Annotated in this window: 11 protein-coding genes; 9 read left to right on the forward strand and 2 right to left on the reverse strand. The window is 72.7% G+C overall.

The genetic code is table 11. From position 1 onward, the window contains the following. The 3 genes from ACWFNE_RS21335 to ACWFNE_RS21345 all read left to right on the forward strand — a co-directional run. A partial coding sequence (locus ACWFNE_RS21335) for an alpha-1,4-glucan--maltose-1-phosphate maltosyltransferase (protein ID WP_452124434.1) occupies positions 1-2,134 on the forward strand: 2,134 nt, incomplete at its 5' end. After that, entirely contained in the window at positions 2,131-3,930 is a 1,800-nt protein-coding gene (gene treS, locus ACWFNE_RS21340) for a maltose alpha-D-glucosyltransferase (protein ID WP_452124435.1), read from the forward strand. The genes ACWFNE_RS21335 and treS, both read left to right, overlap by 4 nt. Next, the gene (locus ACWFNE_RS21345; protein WP_452124436.1) at positions 3,927-5,390 is read left to right on the forward strand and encodes a maltokinase N-terminal cap-like domain-containing protein; all 1,464 of its coding nucleotides are present in this window, start codon (positions 3,927-3,929) and stop codon (positions 5,388-5,390) included. Before treS ends, ACWFNE_RS21345 begins: the two co-directional genes overlap by 4 nt. Positions 5,391-5,405: 15 nt before the next feature. Here the strand turns inward: ACWFNE_RS21345 and ACWFNE_RS21350 are convergent, their stop codons facing one another. Continuing rightward, on the reverse strand, positions 5,406-6,662 hold the full coding sequence (locus ACWFNE_RS21350) for an ROK family protein (RefSeq protein WP_452124437.1): 1,257 nt from the start codon (positions 6,660-6,662) through the stop codon (positions 5,406-5,408). A gap of 236 nt (positions 6,663-6,898) precedes the next feature. Here ACWFNE_RS21350 and ACWFNE_RS21355 point away from each other — a divergent pair, with 236 nt between their 5' ends. The 3 genes from ACWFNE_RS21355 to ACWFNE_RS21365 all read left to right on the forward strand — a co-directional run bounded on the left by ACWFNE_RS21355 (position 6,899) and on the right by ACWFNE_RS21365 (position 10,068). Next, complete coding sequence (locus tag ACWFNE_RS21355) at positions 6,899-8,227, forward strand: ABC transporter substrate-binding protein (RefSeq protein ID WP_452124438.1); 1,329 nt, start codon at positions 6,899-6,901, stop codon at positions 8,225-8,227. 81 nt (positions 8,228-8,308) lie between these two features. Beyond that, positions 8,309-9,250 (forward strand): carbohydrate ABC transporter permease, encoded by a 942-nt coding sequence (locus ACWFNE_RS21360; protein ID WP_452124444.1) that lies wholly within the window; start codon positions 8,309-8,311, stop codon positions 9,248-9,250. Continuing rightward, positions 9,247-10,068: a carbohydrate ABC transporter permease gene (locus ACWFNE_RS21365; RefSeq protein WP_452124439.1), complete on the forward strand. Its 822-nt coding sequence runs from the start codon at positions 9,247-9,249 to the stop codon at positions 10,066-10,068. Before ACWFNE_RS21360 ends, ACWFNE_RS21365 begins: the two co-directional genes overlap by 4 nt. Before the next feature lie 67 nt (positions 10,069-10,135). On the opposite strand, the gene ACWFNE_RS21370 is transcribed toward ACWFNE_RS21365, so the two are convergent. Then, complete coding sequence (locus ACWFNE_RS21370; protein WP_452124440.1) at positions 10,136-12,430, reverse strand: alpha-galactosidase; 2,295 nt, start codon at positions 12,428-12,430, stop codon at positions 10,136-10,138. A 276-nt stretch (positions 12,431-12,706) separates the two neighbouring features. Between ACWFNE_RS21370 and ACWFNE_RS21375 the strand changes: the two genes are divergently transcribed. The 3 genes from ACWFNE_RS21375 to glgB all read left to right on the forward strand — a co-directional run bounded on the left by ACWFNE_RS21375 (position 12,707) and on the right by glgB (position 18,688). Beyond that, positions 12,707-15,241, forward strand: coding sequence for a glycoside hydrolase family 2 protein (locus ACWFNE_RS21375; RefSeq protein WP_452124441.1), 2,535 nt, complete (start codon positions 12,707-12,709; stop codon positions 15,239-15,241). 57 nt (positions 15,242-15,298) lie between these two features. After that, positions 15,299-16,159, forward strand: a complete 861-nt coding sequence (locus tag ACWFNE_RS21380) for a LacI family DNA-binding transcriptional regulator (protein ID WP_452124442.1) — start codon at positions 15,299-15,301, stop codon at positions 16,157-16,159. Positions 16,160-16,504: 345 nt separating this feature from the next. Then, positions 16,505-18,688 (forward strand): 1,4-alpha-glucan branching protein GlgB, encoded by a 2,184-nt coding sequence (gene glgB, locus ACWFNE_RS21385; RefSeq protein WP_452124443.1) that lies wholly within the window; start codon positions 16,505-16,507, stop codon positions 18,686-18,688. The last annotated feature ends 486 nt before the right edge of the window (positions 18,689-19,174 follow it).

A 19,174-nucleotide genomic window follows, 5' to 3' on the forward strand; every position in this document is an offset into this window, starting at 1 on the left:
GCCGGCACCCGCGCCGCGCCGGCGGGCCGCCGCCTCCGCCGCAGGTCCCGAGGCACGGGCGACCGCCCCGGCGGCGCCCCGCACCCGCGCCACCGCAGCCGTCCCGACGCCGCCGCCGGCGCCGACGGGTCCGCCCATCGGGCGCATCCCGGTCGTCGACGTCTCGCCGGTCGTGGAGGCCGGGCGGTGGCCCGCGAAGGCCGTCGTCGGTGAGGCCGTGCCGGTCCGCGCGACGGTGTTCCGCGAGGGGCACGACGCGGTGGCCGCGACCGCGGTGCTCGTCGGGCCGGACGGGCGTGACCGCGCGAGCGCGCGCATGGTCGACGTCGCCCCGGGTCTCGACCGCTTCGAGGCCCGCCTGGTGCCCGACGAGCCCGGCCGCTGGGGCCTGCGCGTCGAGGGCTGGTCGGACCCGTACGGGACGTGGCGCCACGACGCCGAGATCAAGGTGGCCGCGGGAGTCGATACCGAGCTCATGCTCACCGAGGGCGCGCTGCTGCTCGAGCGCGCCGCCGCTCGCGCGGGCACCGAGAAGGTCCCCGCGAAGGCCGCCCGCGTGCTGACCGACGCCGTGACGGCGCTGCGGGACACCGCCCGCCCGCCCGGGGCGCGGCTCGCGGCCGGGGTCTCCCCGGAGGTCCGCGCGGTGCTCGACGCCTCCCCGGTGCGCGAGCTGCTCAGCGCGTCGCCGGTGTACCCGCTCGTCGTCGACCGCCCGCTCGCGCTCGCCGGCTCCTGGTACGAGCTGTTCCCGCGCTCGCACGGTGCGGTGCACGACCCGAGGACCGACACGTGGACGTCCGGGACGCTGCGCACGGCCGCCGAGGAGCTCCCGCGCGTCGCTGAGATGGGCTTCGACGTCGTCTACCTGACCCCGATCCACCCGATCGGCACGACGCACCGCAAGGGCCGCAACAACTCGCTGACGACCGTCCCCGGCGACCCGGGCTCGCCGTACGCGATCGGCTCGGCGGACGGCGGTCACGACGCGATCGAGCCGAGCCTGGGGACCTTCGAGGACTTCGACGCGTTCGTCGCGCGGGCGAGGGACCTCGGCCTGGAGATCGCGCTCGACGTCGCGCTGCAGTGCTCGCCCGACCACCCGTGGGTCGCCGAGCACCCGGAGTGGTTCACGACGCGCGCCGACGGCTCGATCGCGTACGCCGAGAACCCCCCGAAGAAGTACCAGGACATCTACCCCCTGAACTTCGACAACGACCCGCAGGGGATCGCGGCGGAGATCCGGCGGGTGCTGCAGGTCTGGATCGACCACGGCGTGACCCTGTTCCGCGTCGACAACCCGCACACCAAGCCGCTGCCGTTCTGGGAGTGGCTGCTCGCGGACGTCCGGGCCGCGCACCCCGAGGTGATCTTCCTGTCCGAGGCGTTCACGCGCCCCGCGATGATGCTCAACCTCGCGCGCATCGGGTTCCACCAGTCGTACACGTACTTCACGTGGCGCAACACCAAGGACGAGCTCGAGGAGTACCTCGCGGAGGTCTCCGGCGAGCAGGGCTCGTGGATGCGGCCCAGCTTCTGGCCGACGACGCACGACATCCTGCCGCCCTACCTGCAGCACGGCGGCGTCGCGGGCTTCGCGGTGCGTGCGGTCCTCGCGGCGCTCGGGTCGCCGACGTGGGGCATCTACTCGGGCTACGAGCTCGTCGAGAACGTCCCGAGACCCGGTGTCGAGGAGCAGATCGACAACGAGAAGTACGAGTTCCGGCCGCGCGACTGGTCCGTCGCCGACGGGCTCGGGATCGCGACGCTGCTGCAGCGGCTCAACGAGATCCGCCGCGCCCACCCCACGCTCCAGCAGCTCCGGAACCTCACCGTCCACCCGACCGACGACGACGCGCTCGTGTGCTTCTCGCGCCACCTCGACGCCGAGCACTCGCCGACCGGGCGCGCAGACACCATCATCGTCGTCGTCAACCTCGACCCCCACAGCACCCGGGAGGGTCTCGTGCACCTCGACCTGCGCGCGCTCGGCCTCACGCCGGGCGCCGAGGAGCCCCACCAGTTCGTCGCCCACGACGTGCTCTCCGACGAGACGTACGCGTGGGGCGAGCACGTCTTCGTCCGGCTCGACCCGTACGTCCGCTGCGCGCACGTCGTGCAGGTGGGCGCGTGACCGCCGGGCCCCACGTCGGCCGCGCCCCCGCGCCGACGACCGGTCAGATCGCGATCACCGCGCTCCCCGCGCGCCGCCAGCCCGCCGTGCCGGCCTCCGCGCTCGCCGAGTCCGGGTCGCGCCCGGGGCTCTCGGACGACCCGGACTGGTACCGGACGGCGGTCTTCTACGAGGTGATGATCCGCTCGTTCTCGGACTCGACGGGCGTCGGCAGCGGCGACCTGCGCGGGCTCATCGCGCGGCTCGACTACCTGCAGTGGCTCGGCGTCGACTGCCTGTGGCTGCCGCCGTTCTACCCCTCGCCCATGCGCGACGGCGGGTACGACGTGTCCGACTACACCGCGATCGCCCCGCAGTACGGCTCGATCGCGGACTTCCACGAGCTCGTCGACGAGGCGCACGCGCGCGGCATGCGCATCGTGGTCGACCTCGTGATGAACCACACGAGCGACGCGCACCCGTGGTTCCAGGCGTCGCGCGCCGACCCGAAGGGCCCGTACGGCGACTTCTACGTCTGGAGCGACGACAACACGCGCTACCAGGACGCGCGCATCATCTTCGTCGACACCGAGACGTCGAACTGGACGTTCGACCCTGTGCGCCGGCAGTACTTCTGGCACCGGTTCTTCTCCCACCAGCCGGACCTCAACTTCGAGAACCCGCGCGTGGTGGAGTCGATGCTCGACGTCGCGAGGTTCTGGCTGCAGCTCGGGGTCGACGGCTTCCGGCTCGACGCCGTGCCGTACCTGTTCGAGGCCGAGGGCACGAACTGCGAGAACCTCCCGGAGACGCACGCGTTCCTGCGCCTGCTGCGCCGCACCATCGACGCGGAGTTCCCGGGGCGCATCATCCTGGCCGAGGCGAACCAGTGGCCCGAGGACGTCGTGCACTACTTCGGCACCGAGGAGGAGCCGGAGTGCCACATGTGCTTCCACTTCCCGGTGATGCCGCGCATCTTCTACTCGATCCGCGACCAGCGGGCGAACCAGATCGTCGAGATCCTCGCGGACACGCCGCCGATCCCGAAGGGCGCGCAGTGGAGCACGTTCCTGCGCAACCACGACGAGCTGACCCTCGAGATGGTGTCGACCGAGGAGCGCGCGTCGATGTACGGGTGGTACGCGCCCGACTCGCGCATGCGCGCGAACGTCGGGATCCGGCGCCGCCTGTCGCCGCTGCTCGACAACTCCCGCAAGGAGATCGAGCTCGCGCACGCGCTGCTGCTGTCGCTGCCGGGCAGCCCCTGCCTGTACTACGGCGACGAGATCGGGATGGGCGACAACATCTGGCTGCACGACCGTGACGCGGTGCGCACCCCGATGCAGTGGACCCCGGACCGGAACTCGGGCTTCTCGACGGCCGACCCCGGGCAGCTCTACCTGCCCGTGAACCAGTCGCTCGTGAGCCACTACGGCCACGTCAACGTCGAGGCGCAGCTCGCGCAGCCCACGTCGCTGCTGCACTGGATCCACGGCATGCTCACGGTCCGCCGCCAGCACCCGTCGCTCGGCCGGGGCGAGTTCGAGGTGGTGCCGAGCTCGAGCGAGTCGGTCCTGACGTTCCTGCGCACGAGCGCGGAGGAGACGCTGCTGGTCGTGGCGAACATGGCGGCGACGCCGCGGTCGACGACCGTGACGCTCGACGCCTACGCCGGAGCCCACCTGCGCGACGTCTTCGGCGGCGCGCAGTTCCCGGACGTGACGGCCGAGGGCACCGTCCAGATCACGCTCGGCTCGCGCGAGTTCTACTGGCTGATGCTCACGCCCGGTGGCTCGGCGGGGACGGCGGGGGGATGACGATGGCCGTCACGGACCACGAGCCCACCGACGACGCGGTCGTCCGGCTCCTCGCCGACTGGCTGCCCGACCGCCGGTGGTTCCCGGTCAAGGGCACCGAGGCGCGGCTCACGGCGGTCGGCGGGCTCACGCTCACCGACCCGCGCGACGAGGCACGCGTGCGCATCCTGCTCGTGCGCGCCGAGGCGCCTGGGGTCGACACCGTGCTCCAGGTGCCGGTCACGATGCGCCCGGACCGCACCGCGACCGACGACGGGCCGACGTCCGGCGGCGGCCGACCGGGGCAGGCGGGCCCAGCGTGGATCGGGACGGTCGGCTCACCGCCGATGCACGTGCGCGACGGCGTCGGGGACCCCGCGTTCCTGCGGGCCTGGATGTCCGCCGCCGACGGGCCGCGTCCGCCCGTCGACGCCGAGCACGCGCGCGTGCTCACCGGCGAGCAGTCGAACACCTCCGTGATCCTCCCGGCGAGCGACCCCGAGGCGGTGTCCGACGACGCGCCGGCCGCGACGGCGGAGACGCGTCCCCCCGGCGCCGGCGACGCGACGCACGGGGCGGCGATCCTCAAGGTGTTCCGTGCCCTGGCCCCGGGTGACAACCCCGACGTCGACGTCCCGCGTGCCCTCGCGCGCGGCGGCTGGGTGCACGTGCCGCGGCCGCTGGGCTGGCTCGAGGCGCAGTGGCCCGAGGACGGCTCGCTCGTGCACGGGCACCTCGCGGTGCTCAGCGAGTTCGTCGACGGCGCGCAGGACGGCTTCGAGCTCGCGTGCGCGATGGCCGAGCGCGACGAGTCGTTCGCCGACCTGGCCCGCGACCTCGGCTCGGTCGTCGCGGGGATGCACGCCGCGCTGGCCTCGGCGCTGCCGACCGACGACCCGGGGAGCGCGGACGAGCGCGCCGCGGCGACCGCGGACGCGGTGCGCGCGCGCTACCGGTGGGCCGCCGGGCTCGTCCCCGAGCTCGCGCAGTACGCCGACGGCGTCGAGGCGCTCGCCGCCCGCACCGCGCAGCTGACCGACCTGCCCGCACCGCAGCGCATCCACGGCGACCTGCACCTGGGCCAGGCGCTCCGCGCGCACGACGAGTGGTTCGTCACGGACTTCGAGGGTGAGCCGCTCGCACCCGTCGCCGCCCGGACGCGACCGGACCTGGCCCTGCGGGACGTCGCGGGGATGCTGCGCTCGTTCGACTACGCGACCGCGGTCGGCCGGGGCCTCGAGACGGCCGGGACCGGCGACGACACGTGGGCGGACGAGGCACGCGCGGCGCTGCTCGCCGGGTACGTGGCGGCGCAGTCGGGCACGGCAGGGGCAGCGGGCGGCGGCGCGGCCGCGCACACCGAGGACGTCCTGCGGGCGCTCGAGCTCGACAAGGCGCTCTACGAGGCCGTGTACGAGGCGCGCAACCGCCCCGCGTGGCTCTCGATCCCGCTGCGGGCGGTCGAGCGTCTCGTCGGCTGACCGGCGGCCGCGGCGTCAGGCGAGCGTCGCGAGCTCCTGCGCCGACACCTCGCCCGCGACCTCGGGGGGCAGCCGGACGCCGGAGTGCCGCGGTGCGAGCTCGCTCTGCAGCACGAGCGCGGCGGCGCCGACCGCGGCGGCCTCGGGGGCGTTCGTCGAGATGGTGACCCGCACGGGGTGGCTCGCGCGTGCGAAGAACGATCGGCTGAGCTGCTCCTGCACCGCGGGCAGGTAGAGCGACCCCGCGAGCGCGAAGGCCGGACCGGTGAGGACCACGAGCTCGAGGTCCATGACGTTCGCGAGCGTCTGGGCCGCGACGCCGAGGTAGCGCGCGGACGAGGCGAGGATCTCGGCGGCGACCGGGTCCCCGCCCAGCGCGGCGCGGGCGACCGCGGCGAACTGCGCGGACACGGGCCGGTCGGCGCCGCCGAGGTCCAGCCCGCGCGCCTGCGCCTGTGCGACGACCGCCGTGGGCCCGGCGAGCGCCTCGACGCACCCCCGGCTCCCGCACCAGCACTCGGGGCCGTCGATGTCGACGCAGATGTGCCCGACCTCGCCCGCGTTGGAGCTCGCGCCGCGGTACACGGTCCCGTTGACGAGGATGCCGGCGCCGATCCCGGTGCCCATGTAGAACGCGGCGAACGCGGACGACGTCTCGATGCCACCCGCCCAGTACTCGCCGATGGCGGCGGCGGTCGCGTCGTTGTCCAGCAGGACGGGGACCCCGACGGCGTCCTCGAGCGCGTCGCCGAGCGGGAAGTCGGCCCAGCGCCGCATGTTGGGCGGGGTCAGCACCATGCCGACCGACGCGGTGATGGGCCCGGGCGACACGACGCCGAGCCCGAGCACACGCGTACTGTCGATGCCGGCGCGCGCGATCATGCCGTCGATCTCGGCGGCGATGCGCGCGACGACCTCGCGCGGGTCGTCGGCCCCGGCGCCGGGCTTGCGCCACCGCGCGACGACCGCTCCCCCGAGGTTCGCGAGCACGTAGGTGATGCCGGCGTGGTCGAGGTGCACGCCGACGGCGAACCGCGCGGACGGGTCGAGCTGGAGCAGCATGCGCGGCTTGCCGCCGGTCGACTCGGCGCGCCCTGCCTCGACGACGAGCCCGTCGTTCATGAGCCGGCGCACGACGGTCGAGATGGTCGCGCCGGTGAGCCCGGTCGCGCGCGTGAGCTCGACGCGACTGATCGTCCCCGCGGCGCGGATGACGTCGAGGATCGCCGCGCGACTGCTCGTGTGCGCCATCCCGAGGTTGGCACTGCTCACGCTGGCTCTCCTGTCTGGTGCTGGGCGGTCGCCCCGGCCGTCGGCGCGCCCTCGCCCGCAGGTCCCCAATGTAACGATCGGGCGTCGGGGTGAGACCGGGACGACACGCGGATTGACTTACTTTGTTCGGCTGCCTAAGAATGCCACACAGAGCGGGGTCGACCGACGCCCCCGCCGGGCAAGGACCGCCCACCCCCGCCGGCACGCCGAGGTGCCGGGCCGAGAGAGGATCAACGATGTTCCCTCACGCACGACGCAGGCGACTGCTCGCCGTCGCCGCGATCGCCAGCACCGTCGCCCTGACCGCCGCCTGCTCGGGCGGCGGCGAGTCGCCCGAGGCCAACGAGGACGGGACCCCCTCCGGCGACCTCCTGGTCCTCACGTGGCGCACCGACCTCCTCGAGGACGGCACGTTCGACGAGTACGCGGAGCGCTTCAACGAGGAGTACCCCGACGTCGACGTCGAGTTCGAGGGCCTCACGGACTACGAGGGTGAGGTCCGCACCCGTATGAACACCGACGACTACGGGGACGTCCTCGGCGTCGTCGGCACCGTCACGCCCGACCAGTTCCCCGACTTCTTCGAGCCCCTCGGCGACGTCGAGGAGCTCGAGAAGGAGTACCGCTTCCTGCGCGACAAGACGTTCGACGGCCAGGCGTACGGCATCCCCGTCGTCGGCAACACCCAGGGCATCGTCTACAACACGACCGTCTGGGAGGACGCCGGCGTCACCGAGCCGCCGACCACCCCCGAGGACTTCGTCGACGCGCTCAAGGCGATCAAGGCCGCCGACCCCGAGGTCGTCCCGCTCTACACGAACTACAAGGACGGCTGGCCGCTCACGCAGTGGGAGGGTCACCGCGGCGAGATCACGGCCAACCCGGACTACGTCAACGAGATGGCCCAGTCGGACGCCCCGTGGACCGAGGGCACCGACCACTTCGTCATCGACTCGCTGCTGTGGGACGTCGTCAACCAGGGCCTGACCGAGGAGGACCCGACCACCACGAACTGGGAGGAGTCCAAGAGCCTGCTCGCCAACGGCAAGATCGGCTCGATGGTGCTCGGCTCGTGGGCGATCCAGCAGATGCAGGCCGCCGCCGAGGACGCCGGCACGGGTGCCGACACCATCGGCTACCTCCCGTTCCCGCACCAGGTCGACGGGAAGTTCTACGCCGCGGTCGGCGGCGACTACAACCTCGCGATCAACAAGAACTCGAAGAACAAGGTCGCGGCCCGTGCCTGGATCGACTGGTTCAACACCGAGTCCGGCTACGCCGAGGCGAACGGCGGCCTGTCGCCGCTCAAGGAGGGCCCGACGCCCGACACGCTCAAGGACTTCGAGGCGCTCGGCGTCGAGTACCTCGAGCTCACGCCGGCGCCCGCCGGCAAGGAGAGCCTCTTCGCGGACATCGACGCGGAGTCCGAGGTCGGCACCAACGCCCCCGACTACCGCCAGCGCATCGTCGACGCCGCACGCGGGGCCTCGGGCGAGACCAAGGACCAGATCTTCGACGACCTGAACTCGAAGTGGGCGGCCGGTCGCGCCGCCGTCGAGGGCTGACGGGCCGCGCGGCCCCGGACGAGGAAGTCGGTGACCCCGTGGTGACAGGCAGGAGAGGCTGAGATGGCCGGCGTGAGCAACGTGGTCCGGGCGGAAGCCGCCGGGACGAGGATCGAGGCCGGCCAGCTGCCTGCCACCGCGAGGAGGCCGCGCGGCGGGTGGGGCTGGCGAGGGACACCGTACGTGTTCCTCGCCGTCCCGCTCGTCCTGCTCCTGGTGTTCACCTACCTGCCGGTGGTGAACATGTTCTGGTACTCCCTGACGTCGTGGGACGGGCTCGACAAGACGAAGGAGTTCGTCGGGCTCGACAACTACGTCGCCGTCTTCACGCGGCCCGAGCTGTTCCGGGTCTTCTACGTGAGCCTGTACTACTTCGCGGCGTCGTTCGTGCAGATGGCGCTCGCGCTGTACTTCGCGACGGTCCTCAGCTTCAGCACGCGGTTCCGGAACCTGTTCAAGGGGATCCTGTTCTTCCCCTACCTGATCAACGGCGTCGCGATCGCCCTGATCTTCGTGTTCTTCTTCAAGCCGGACGGGACGCTCGACTCGATCCTCGCGCTGTTCGGCGCGCAGGACCTGCAGCAGCAGTGGCTCGGCAACCCGGACATCAACAACGTCTCGCTCGCGAGCACGTCCGTGTGGCGGTACATGGGCCTGAACTTCGTGCTGTTCCTCGGGGCGATCCAGTCGATCCCCGGCCAGCTGTACGAGGCCGCGGAGCTCGACGGCGCGAGCCGCTTCCAGCAGTTCCGCTACATCATCGCGCCGAGCATCAGGCCGATCATCGGCCTGTCGTTCATCCTGGCCATCTCCGGGAGCCTCGCGGTCTTCGAGATCCCGTTCATCATGACCGGCGGCGCGAACGGGACGGCGACGTTCGTCATCCAGACCGTCGACATGGCGTTCGAGAGCCTCAAGGTCGGTCTCGGCTCCGCGATGGCGGTCATCCTGCTCGTCATCGTCCTGGTCGTGACCTGGGTCCAGCGCAGGGTCGTCCCCGAGGAGAAGGTGAACCTGACGTGAGCTACGTCGCCACGACCACCAAGTACGCGACACTCGTCCTCGCGTGCCTCGTCACGCTCCTGCCCATCTCGGTCATCGTCATGGCGTCGCTCAAGACGAACCAGGAGTTCTACAACACCGGCCCGTTCGACGCACCGGGGAACTGGTTGAACCTCGAGAACTACGTCACCGCGTTCACGCGCGGCAAGATGGTGCAGGGCTTCGCCAACACGGCGTTCATCCTGCTGTTCTCGGTGGTCGGCACGATCCTCATCGGCACGATGGCCGCGTACGCGATCGACCGGTTCGAGTTCCGGCTCAAGAAGACCGTGATCGCGCTGTTCCTGCTGGCGACCCTCGTCCCGGGCGTCACGACGCAGGTCGCGACGTTCCAGATCGTCAACAACCTCGGTCTGTACAACACGCGGTGGGCCGCGATCGCGCTGTTCATGGGCACGGACATCGTGTCCATCTACATCTTCGTGCAGTTCCTGCGGGGAATCCCCAAGGAGCTCGACGAGGCGGCGACGCTCGACGGCGCGAACCACCTGACGATCTACGCGCGGATCATCCTGCCGCTGCTCAAGCCGGCGATCGCGACGGTGGTCATCATCAAGGGCATCGCGGTCTACAACGAGTTCTACACACCGTTCCTGTACATGCCCGGTCGGGATCTTGGGGTCATCTCGACGTCGCTGTTCCGCTTCAAGGGACCGTTCGGCGGCCAGTGGGAGGTCATCGCCGCGGGCGTGATCATCGTGCTGATCCCGACGCTCCTCGCGTTCCTCGCGCTGCAGAAGTACATCTACAACGGCTTCACCTCGGGCGCGACGAAGTAGCCGACGAACGAGGAGGGCCGGGCACCGTGACGGTGCCCGGCCCCTCCACGTGCACGACCGTCCGGGCTCAGCCCACGCGCGTCGCCCGCACGAGCACGAGCCGCTCGGAGAACAGCACGGGCGCCTCCACGCCGACGTCCTCGAGCACGCGCCCCGGCAGCGTGACCCCCTGCGGCGTCCACCACGGCAGGTGCAGGTAGCCGCTCGCGACACCGTCGACGACGTGCGCCGGCGCCTGCGGCCGCACGTGGTACAGCCCGTCCGGGTCGAGCCCGGGGAGCGGCAGCCGCCCGGTCGGGCTCTGCGTCGAGGTCGCCGACGCGACGACGCAGAACAGCGCGTCCGAGCCGTCCTGCGCGACGACGCCGTGCACCGCGTAGGCCGGGTCGGCCACGTCGGCGTGCACGGACGTACCGGTGTGCAGCAGCCCGCGCAGCTCCTTGTACAGCGTGATCCACTCCGCGAGCTGCGCCCGCTGCGCCTCGTCGGCCTCGCGCAGGTCCCACTCGATGCCGAGGTGCCCGAACAGCGCCGTCCCCGCGCGGAACTCGAGCGGGTGCCGTCGGCCGGTGCTGTGGGCGGCACCCGAGCCGACGTGCGCGCCGAGCAGCTCGAGCGGCACGAGCAGGTTGGTCCAGCGCTGGATCGCCTGGCGCTCGAGCGCGTCGATGCAGTCGCTCGTCCACACCCGGTCGGTCCGCTCGAGGATCTCGAGGTCGACGCGCCCGCCGCCCGACGAGCACGACTCGATCTCGACGCCGGGGTGCCGGCGCCGCAGCTCGTCGAGGAGGCGGTACACGGCGAGCGTCTGCTCGTGCACCCCGGCGGTGCGCCGCGGACCGTGGCCGGCGTCGACGAGGTCGCGGTTGTGGTCCCACTTGAGGTAGGCGATCGGGTGCTCGGTGAGCAGCGCGTCGAGGCGTTCGAGGATGTACGCGGACGCCCCGGGCTCCGCGAGGTCGAGGACCTGCTGGTGGCGTGCGGCGCGAGGCAGCCGGTCGGCGGCCTGCAGCATCCACTCCGGGTGGGCGCGCGCGAGGTCGGAGTCGGGGTTGACCATCTCGGGCTCGACCCACAGCCCGAACTCCATGCCGAGGCCGCGCACGTGGTCGACGAGCGGGCCCAGCCCGTCGGGCCAGACGTCGGCCGACACGTACCAGTCGCCGAGGCTCGTCGTGTCGTCGCGGCGCCCGCCGAACCACCCGTCGTCGAGCACGAACCGCTCGACCCCGACGGCGGCGGCCGCGTCCGCGAGCGCGGTGAGCCGGCCGAGGTCGTGCTCGAAGTACACGGCCTCCCACGTGTTCGCCACGACGGGCCGTGGGCTGCGCGGGTGGTGCGGGCGCTCCCGGAACCAGCGGTGGAACCGCGTGGACACGTCGTCGAGGCCCCGGCCGTACGCACCGACGACCCACGGGCTCGTGTACCTCTCCCCCGCGCCGAGCCGAACCTCGCCGGGCAGCAGCAGCTCCCCGCCGCCGAGCAGCCCGGGGCTGTAGTGGCTCCGCTCCGCGAGGGTCCGGTGGTTGCCCGACCACGCGGTGTGCAGCCCCCAGACCTCGCCGCGGCGGTTCCCGAAGCCCGCCGTGCCTGCGGCGAGGAGGAACGCGGCGTCGTAGCCGGTGCGCCCGCGGCGGTTCTCGCGCAGCCGGGTGCCGTGCGTGAACTCGGTGCGCTGCGGGCTGCGCTCGCGCAGGTGCCGGCCCGTGAAGTCGAGCAGCTCGGTCGCGCGCGCCGGGACGGGCAGCGTGAGCAGCAGCGCGTCGAGCGTGAACGTGCCGTCCCCCGTGCTCGTGAGGCGCGCGCGCTGGCGCACGAGCCCGGACGCGGTGAGCTCGAGCACGAGCCGGAGGTCGAGGCCGGCGGAGGCGTCGCGCGCGTCGACGACGAGGAGGGCGGGCCCCGTGACGTCGCCGGGCTCGCCGGACCCGGCGGGCCCGACGGCCCCCGAGCCGGCGGCGGACCGGGTCGTCCCGGTCGAGCCGCCCGGTCCTGCGAGCGCTGCGTGCCGGACCTCGAACGCCGTCGAGAAGTCCGCGCCGTCCCGGTGACCGGTCAGCCCGGGCGTGCCCAGGAACCCGGCGGACTGCTCGGGCAGCACGGCGATCTCGACCTCCCCGTCGACGGGGAAGCCGAGCGGCACCGGCCGGGAGGCGAGCGCGAGCGCGGCGAGCGACGCGCCGGTGAGGTCGCCGAGGTCCGCGCCCCAGTGCAGCACGCGCGGCAGGGTCCCGCCGGTGAGGTCGACGACGACGCTCACGCCGGCCGCGCGCAGGTGCACGATCCGGTCCTGGACGTCGTGGGCCCCGGGAGGCGGCTCGGCGGCGGGGAACGTCAGGGACAGGGCATCGGCGGCATCCATCGGGCAACCAGCTCCTTCGCGGGTCGTGGTGGGTCGATCGGTCGGTCGGTCGGTCGGTCGGTCGGCTCGTCGGGGCGGGCCGGAGCGACGGCGCGAGCCGGCCGTGGCGTCGCCCGGCGGTCGGTTGACTTACTTTGTTCAGTTGCCTAAGAATTGGTGCCACCAGGGTACCTGCCTCGACGACGCGCACGATGCGGTGACACGACGTCCGACGGGCGCACGCGACGACGCGTGCACCGCGCGCGGGGACCTCCGAGACGCAGGAGCGGGCCGACGATGATCACGCAGGACCTTCACGAGGGTTGGACGCTGCGCTCGGCAGGCGGCCCCGTTCCCGACGCGATCGCCGGCCGGACGATCCCCGCGACCGTCCCCGGCAGCGCGCACACCGACCTCCTCGCCGCCGGCCTCATCGCCGACCCGTACCTGGACCTCAACGAGGCCGACCTCGTCTGGGCCCACCGGGCCGACTGGCGGTACGACCTCACGTTCACCGCACAGGAGCCGGCGCCCGACGAGCGCGTCGACCTGGTCTTCGAGGGCCTCGACACCGTCGCCACGGTCTCGCTCGACGGCGCCGTCGTCGCCCGCACGGCGAACCAGCACCGCTCCTACCGCATCGACGTGCGCGGAGGACTGACCTCGGGCGAGCACGCCCTGTCCGTGCACTTCCGCTCCGCGCTCGAGCACGCCGAGTCCGAGCGCGAGCGGCTCGGGGCGCGGCCCGCCGCGTACGACCACCCCTTCAACATGGTCCGCAAGATGGCGTGCAGCTTCGGCTGGGACTGGGGCCCGGACCTGCAGACCGCAGGGATCTGGAAGCCGGTGCGCCTCGAGCGCTGGCGCACCGCACGGCTCGCGCAGGTCCGCCCCCTCGTCACCGTCGACGCCACGGGCACCGGGCACGTCGCCGTGCACGTCGACGTCGAGCGCTCGGGTCTCGCGGACGCCGGCGACGCGCAGCTCGTCGTCCGGGCCCGGGTGCGCGGCGCCGAGGCGGCCGTGACCCTCGCCGCCGGGGCGACCTCCGCGGTCGTCGACCTCGAGGTGCCCGAGGCGCCGCTGTGGTGGCCCGCGGGCCACGGCGAGCAGCCGCTCAGCGACCTCGACGTCACGCTCGACGTCGCCGACGCCGGAGGTGCACCGGGCGGCGCGCCGCTGGACACCCCGCTCGACAGGCGGCACCGGCGCATCGGCTTCCGCACCGTCGAGCTCGACACGTCGGCCGACGAGAACGGGACCGCCTTCACGTTCCGGGTCAACGGCCGTCCGGTGTTCGCCAAGGGCGCCAACTGGATCCCCGACGACCACTTCCTCACGCGCATCACCCGCGAGCGCATCGCCCGCCGCGTCGACCAGGCCCTCGGCGCGCACCTGAACATGCTGCGTGTGTGGGGCGGCGGGATCTACGAGACCGAGGACTTCTACGACGTCTGCGACGAGAAGGGCATCCTCGTCTGGCAGGACTTCCTCCTCGCCTGCTCCGCGTACCCGGAGGAGGACCCGCACTGGGGCGAGCTCGAGGCCGAGGCCCGCGAGAACGTCGCCCGTCTCACCCCGCACCCCTCGCTCGTGCTCTGGAACGGGGGCAACGAGAACCTGTGGGGCTTCATGGATTGGGGCTGGCAGGAGAAGCTCGAGGGCCGCACGTGGGGCCACCGCTACGCCACCGAGCTCCTCCCCCGCGTCGTCGCCGAGCTCGACCCGACGCGGCCGTACTCCGACGGCAGCCCGTACTCCCCCGGCTTCGCGCTCGACGTCGTGCACCCGAACGACCCCGACTACGGCACGCACCACGAGTGGGAGGTCTGGAACCGGGTCGACTACGCCGCGTACCGGGCGGACGTGCCCCGCTTCTGCTCGGAGTTCGGCTTCCAGGGGCCGCCGACGTGGTCGACGCTGCAGCGCGCGGTCCGCAACCCCGACGGCGCTCCGCTCGCCAAGACCGACCCGGTGTTCCTGCTCCACCAGAAGGCCGACGACGGCAACGGCAAGCTCGACCGCGGGCTCGCGCCGCACCTCGGGGTGCCCGAGGGGTTCGCCGACTGGCACTGGGCGACCCAGCTCAACCAGGCGCGCGCCGTCGCGTACGCGATCGAGCACTACCGCTCCTGGTGGCCCCGGACGGCGGGCGCGATCGTGTGGCAGCTCAACGACTGCTGGCCCGTGACGTCGTGGGCCGCGGTCGACGGCGACGAGCGACCCAAGCCGCTCTGGTACGCGCTCCGCAACGCGAACGCCCCGCGCCTGCTCACCGTGCAGCAGCGCGACGGTCAGGACGCGCTCGTCGCGGTCAACGACACCGGCGACCTCTGGCACGCCACGATGCACGTCTCGCGTCAGCGCCTCGACGGCACGGCGCTCGCGGAGACGACGGTGGACGTCCGCGTCGGTGCACGCTCGGTGACCGCGCTGCCGCTGCCCGCGGACGTCGCGACCCCCGAGGACCCGACCACCGAGGTCCTGGTCGCGCGCCTCGACGGCGTCTCGACCGTGCACACCTGGGTCGAGGACGTCGACCTCGCGCTCGACCCCGCGCCCCTCGAGGCCACCGTGACCGGCGTGGAGGGCGGCTACCGGGTCGACGTCGTCGCCCGCTCGCTCGCCCGGGACATCACGGTCCTGGCCGACCGCGTCGACCCCGCCGCGACCGTCGACGAGGCGCTCGTGACCCTGCCGGCCGGCGGTCGCGCGTCCTTCCGGGTGCGCACCACGGCCCGGCTCAGCGCCGCGGACCTCACCGACCCGGCGGTGCTGCGGACGGCGAACGACCTGGCAGCCCTGCGGGCGACCGCCCGGACTCCGGCCTGACGGCGTCACCCGGAGGGCGGCGGGGCGGTGCGCACCGGCAGGTCTAGGCTGGCGAACGTGAAGAGCAGGGCGGACGCCGTCGGACTCGTGCTGGCGCGCCCGGCCCGCATGCTCGGTCTCGAGCCCTTCTTCATGGAGCTCATCGCCGGGATCGAGGAGACCCTCGCCGCGGACGGCCGCTCGCTGCTGCTGCACGTGGTCCCGGACCACGAGGCCGAGATCCGCGCGTACCGGCGCTGGGGGCAGGGCGAGATGGTCGACGCGGTGGTCGTGGTCAACCTCGTCGCCGACGACCCCCGCCTCCCGGTCCTCGTCGAGCTCGACATCCCGACCGTGGTCGTCGGCGGCCCGCGCGGTGACCTGCCGTTCTCGAACGTCTGGATCGACAACGCCCAGGTCACGCGCGACGCCGTCCGGCACCTCGTCGCGCTCGGGCACCGCGACATCGCGCGGGTCAGCGGCCCGCACACCCTCGCGCACACCCAGGACCGCACGGACGCGTTCGTCGGCGAGTGCGAGCGGCTCGGCGTGCACGGCACCGTGGTCGAGGGCGACTACACCGAGGCGTCGGGCACACGGGCGACGCGCGCGCTGCTCGGGCGCCGGGGAGCCCCGTCGGCCATCGTCTACGACAACGACGTGATGGCGGTGGCCGGGCTCGGCGTTGCCGGCGAGATGGGCGTGCCCATCCCGGAGCGGCTGTCGCTGCTCGCTTGGGACGACTCGGCGCTCTGCCGGCTCGCGCACCCCCCGCTGTCCGCGATGAGCCTCGACGTGCACGCCATGGGCACCCAGGTGGCCGACTGCGTGCTCAACGTGGTCGCCGGCGGTCCCGTCGCCTCCTACGAGGCGAAGCTGCCCCGCCTCGTCACGCGAGGCACGACCGCGGCGTTCCTCCCGGCGCCCACGACCGACTGACCACCGGCCGGCCCCGCACGCGTCCAGCACGCCACCGACTGACCACCGACCCCGGTCCCCACGCATCCTGCACGCCACCTCGCCCGCCGCCCGCGACCGACGGCCCGGCCGACCGAGCACCCCCTCCAGGGCTGCCCGCACCCTGCACGCGCCCGGTGGGGCCGGCGCCGGCCGCTCCGAGACCGCCGCGGTACCCGCCACCCCGCACGAGCCTGCGTGCAGCGACACCCTGACGGCACCGCCCGACCACCGACTTCGTGCCTGATCTCGCCCTGACCAGCGCCTCGACCTCGGCGCGGCGCCGTGTCCCATGCGGTAGCGGCGTGCTGGTGGTTGGGTAGGGACATGAGCCGATCGGACGACCTCCCCAGCGTTCCCGTGTCCCCGGACGTCCTCTCCGCCGTCGCGCACGGGACGTCCCACGACCCGCACGCGGTGCTCGGCGCGCACGTGAGCGACGGGGGCGTGACGATCCGCGCTCTCCGCCCGCTCGCCGACGCCGTCGTCGTGGTCACGGACCGCGGCGAGGTCCCCGCTCAGCACGAGCAGGACGGCATCTGGGTCGCCGTCCTCGCGGGCGACCAGGTCCCGGACTACCGCCTCGACGTCACCTACGGCGACGTCACCAGCCGCCACGACGACCCCTACCGGTTCATCCCGACGGTCGGCGAGCTCGACCGGCACCTCATCCGCGAGGGTCGGCACGAGCAGCTGTGGACCGTGCTCGGTGCGAACACCCGCAGCTACCCGGGTGTGCTCGGGGAGGTGCACGGCACGTCGTTCGCCGTCTGGGCACCGAACGCCGTCGCCGTCCGCGTCGTCGGCGACTTCAACCACTGGCACGGGGCGACGCACGCGCTCCGCTCGCTCGGCGAGAGCGGCGTCTGGGAGATCTTCGTGCCCGGGGTCGGCGCCGGTGCCCGCTACAAGTTCGAGATCCTCGGCCGCGACGGCTCGTGGCGTCAGAAGGCCGACCCGCTCGCCAAGGGCACCGAGATCCCGCCGGCCACGGCGTCCGTCGTCGTCGAGTCCGCGTTCGAGTGGAACGACACCGACTGGCTCGCGTCCCGCACCGAGCGCGACCCGCACACCGCGCCGATGAGCGTCTACGAGGTGCACCTCGGCTCGTGGCGCCAGGGCCTCTCCTACCGAGATCTCGCCTCGCAGCTCACGGACTACGTGCTCGAGCTCGGGTTCACGCATGTCGAGCTGCTGCCCGTCTCGGAGCACCCGTTCGGCGGGTCGTGGGGCTACCAGGTGTCGAGCTACTACGCGCCGACCTCCCGGTTCGGCCACCCCGACGACTTCCGGCACCTCGTCGACACCCTGCACCGCGCCGGCATCGGCGTGCTGCTCGACTGGGTGCCCGCCCACTTCCCGAAGGACGAGTGGGCGCTCGCCCGGTTCGACGGCACCCCGCTCTACGAGCACCCGGACCCGTTGCGTGGCGAGCAGCCCGACTGGGGCACCTACGTCTTCGACTTCGGACGGCCCGAGGTCCGCAACTTCCTCGTGGCGAACGCGACGTACTGGCTCGAGGAGTTTCACGTCGACGGGCTCCGTGTCGACGCCGTCGCGTCGATGCTCTACCTCGACTACTCGCGCCAGGCCGGCCAGTGGCGACCGAACGTGCACGGCGGACGCGAGAACCTCGAAGCCATCTCGTTCCTCCAGGAGGCCAACGCCACCGCCTACCGCCGCAACCCCGGCACGATGATGATCGCCGAGGAGTCGACGGCGTGGCCCGGCGTGACGGCCCCGACGAACTCCGACGGCCTCGGGTTCGGGCTGAAGTGGAACATGGGCTGGATGAACGACACCCTGCGCTACCTCGCGGAGGCCCCGATCAACCGGCGCTACCACCACCACGAGATCACGTTCTCGATGGTCTACGCGTACTCCGAGCGCTTCATCCTGCCGATCAGCCACGACGAGGTCGTCCACGGCAAGGGTTCGCTGCTGCGCAAGATGCCGGGCGACGAGTGGCAGCAGCTCGCCGGTGTCCGCGGCCTGCTGGCCTACCAGTGGTCCCACCCGGGCAAGCAGCTGCTCTTCATGGGCAGCGAGTTCGCGCAGTCCTCCGAGTGGGCCGAGGGGCGCAGCCTCGACTGGCACGAGCTGGATCACGGCGGGCACCGTGGCGTGCACACGCTCGTCCGCGACCTCAACGCCCTCTACAAGGAGCACTCGGCGCTGTGGCAGCTGGACCACTCGCCGACGGGGTTCGAGTGGCTGACGTCCGACGACGCCGACCACAACCTGCTCGCGTTCCTGCGCCGCGACTCCGCCGGCGGGGTCGTCGCCGTCGTCATCAACTTCGCGGGCACGCCCCACGAGGGCTACCGCCTGCCGCTGCCCTCCGGCGGTCGCTGGCGCGAGGCGCTCAATTCCGACGCCGAGGTGTACGGCGGGTCCGGCGTCGGCAATCTCGGCTCCGTCCAGGCGGAAGCCGTGCCGCTCCACGGCCGGGCGTTCTCCGCGACGCTGCGTGTGCCACCGCTCGGGGCCCTGTACCTCATCCCGGAGTGACCTGACCCCCACGACGCGCGCAAGGCGCCGGCCCACCTGGGTCGGCGCCTTCGTCGTCCCCACGCCACCAGCGGGCCTGCGGGATCCGCCCCAGCGCGGACCGCCGGGTCGGGAGCGCCGCCCGAAGCCGCGCTACCGCACGCAGTGACGTGATGTGCGGCCCCGTGGCGCGCAGCGCAGCGAAGCCCCGTGCAGCGCAGCGAAGCCCCGTGCAGCGCAGCGCAGCGAAGCGCCGTGCAGCGCCGTGCAATGCCCAGCCACGGCCAAGCGCCGCCCCCGGTCAAGCGCCCGTGCCGCTAGCCAGTTCGAGCGAGCTGAGCGTCGGTCCTGCGCGCGCCGGCACCGCCGCTCACGATGTGGCCGGAAGGACACAGACACCCCGACGTACTTTCGGGGAAACAGAAAGAGCCACCCCGTATGGGGTGGCTCTTTCTGAATGATGTCCGGCGGCGACCTACTCTCCCACACCCTGGCGAGTGCAGTACC

It is taken from the genome of Cellulomonas sp. NPDC055163, assembly GCF_053607065.1.

What these genes read in the sequence shown, in the direction of transcription:
- ACWFNE_RS21345 (WP_452124436.1), top strand. Translation starts at nt 3,927, where the DNA reads ATGACGATGGCCGTCACGGACCACGAGCCCACCGACGACGCGGTCGTC.
- ACWFNE_RS21355 (WP_452124438.1), top strand. Translation starts at nt 6,899, where the DNA reads ATGTTCCCTCACGCACGACGCAGGCGACTGCTCGCCGTCGCCGCGATC.
- glgB (WP_452124443.1), top strand. Translation starts at nt 16,505, where the DNA reads ATGAGCCGATCGGACGACCTCCCCAGCGTTCCCGTGTCCCCGGACGTC.
- ACWFNE_RS21375 (WP_452124441.1), top strand. Translation starts at nt 12,707, where the DNA reads ATGATCACGCAGGACCTTCACGAGGGTTGGACGCTGCGCTCGGCAGGC.
- ACWFNE_RS21370 (WP_452124440.1), bottom strand. Translation starts at nt 12,430, where the DNA reads ATGGATGCCGCCGATGCCCTGTCCCTGACGTTCCCCGCCGCCGAGCCG.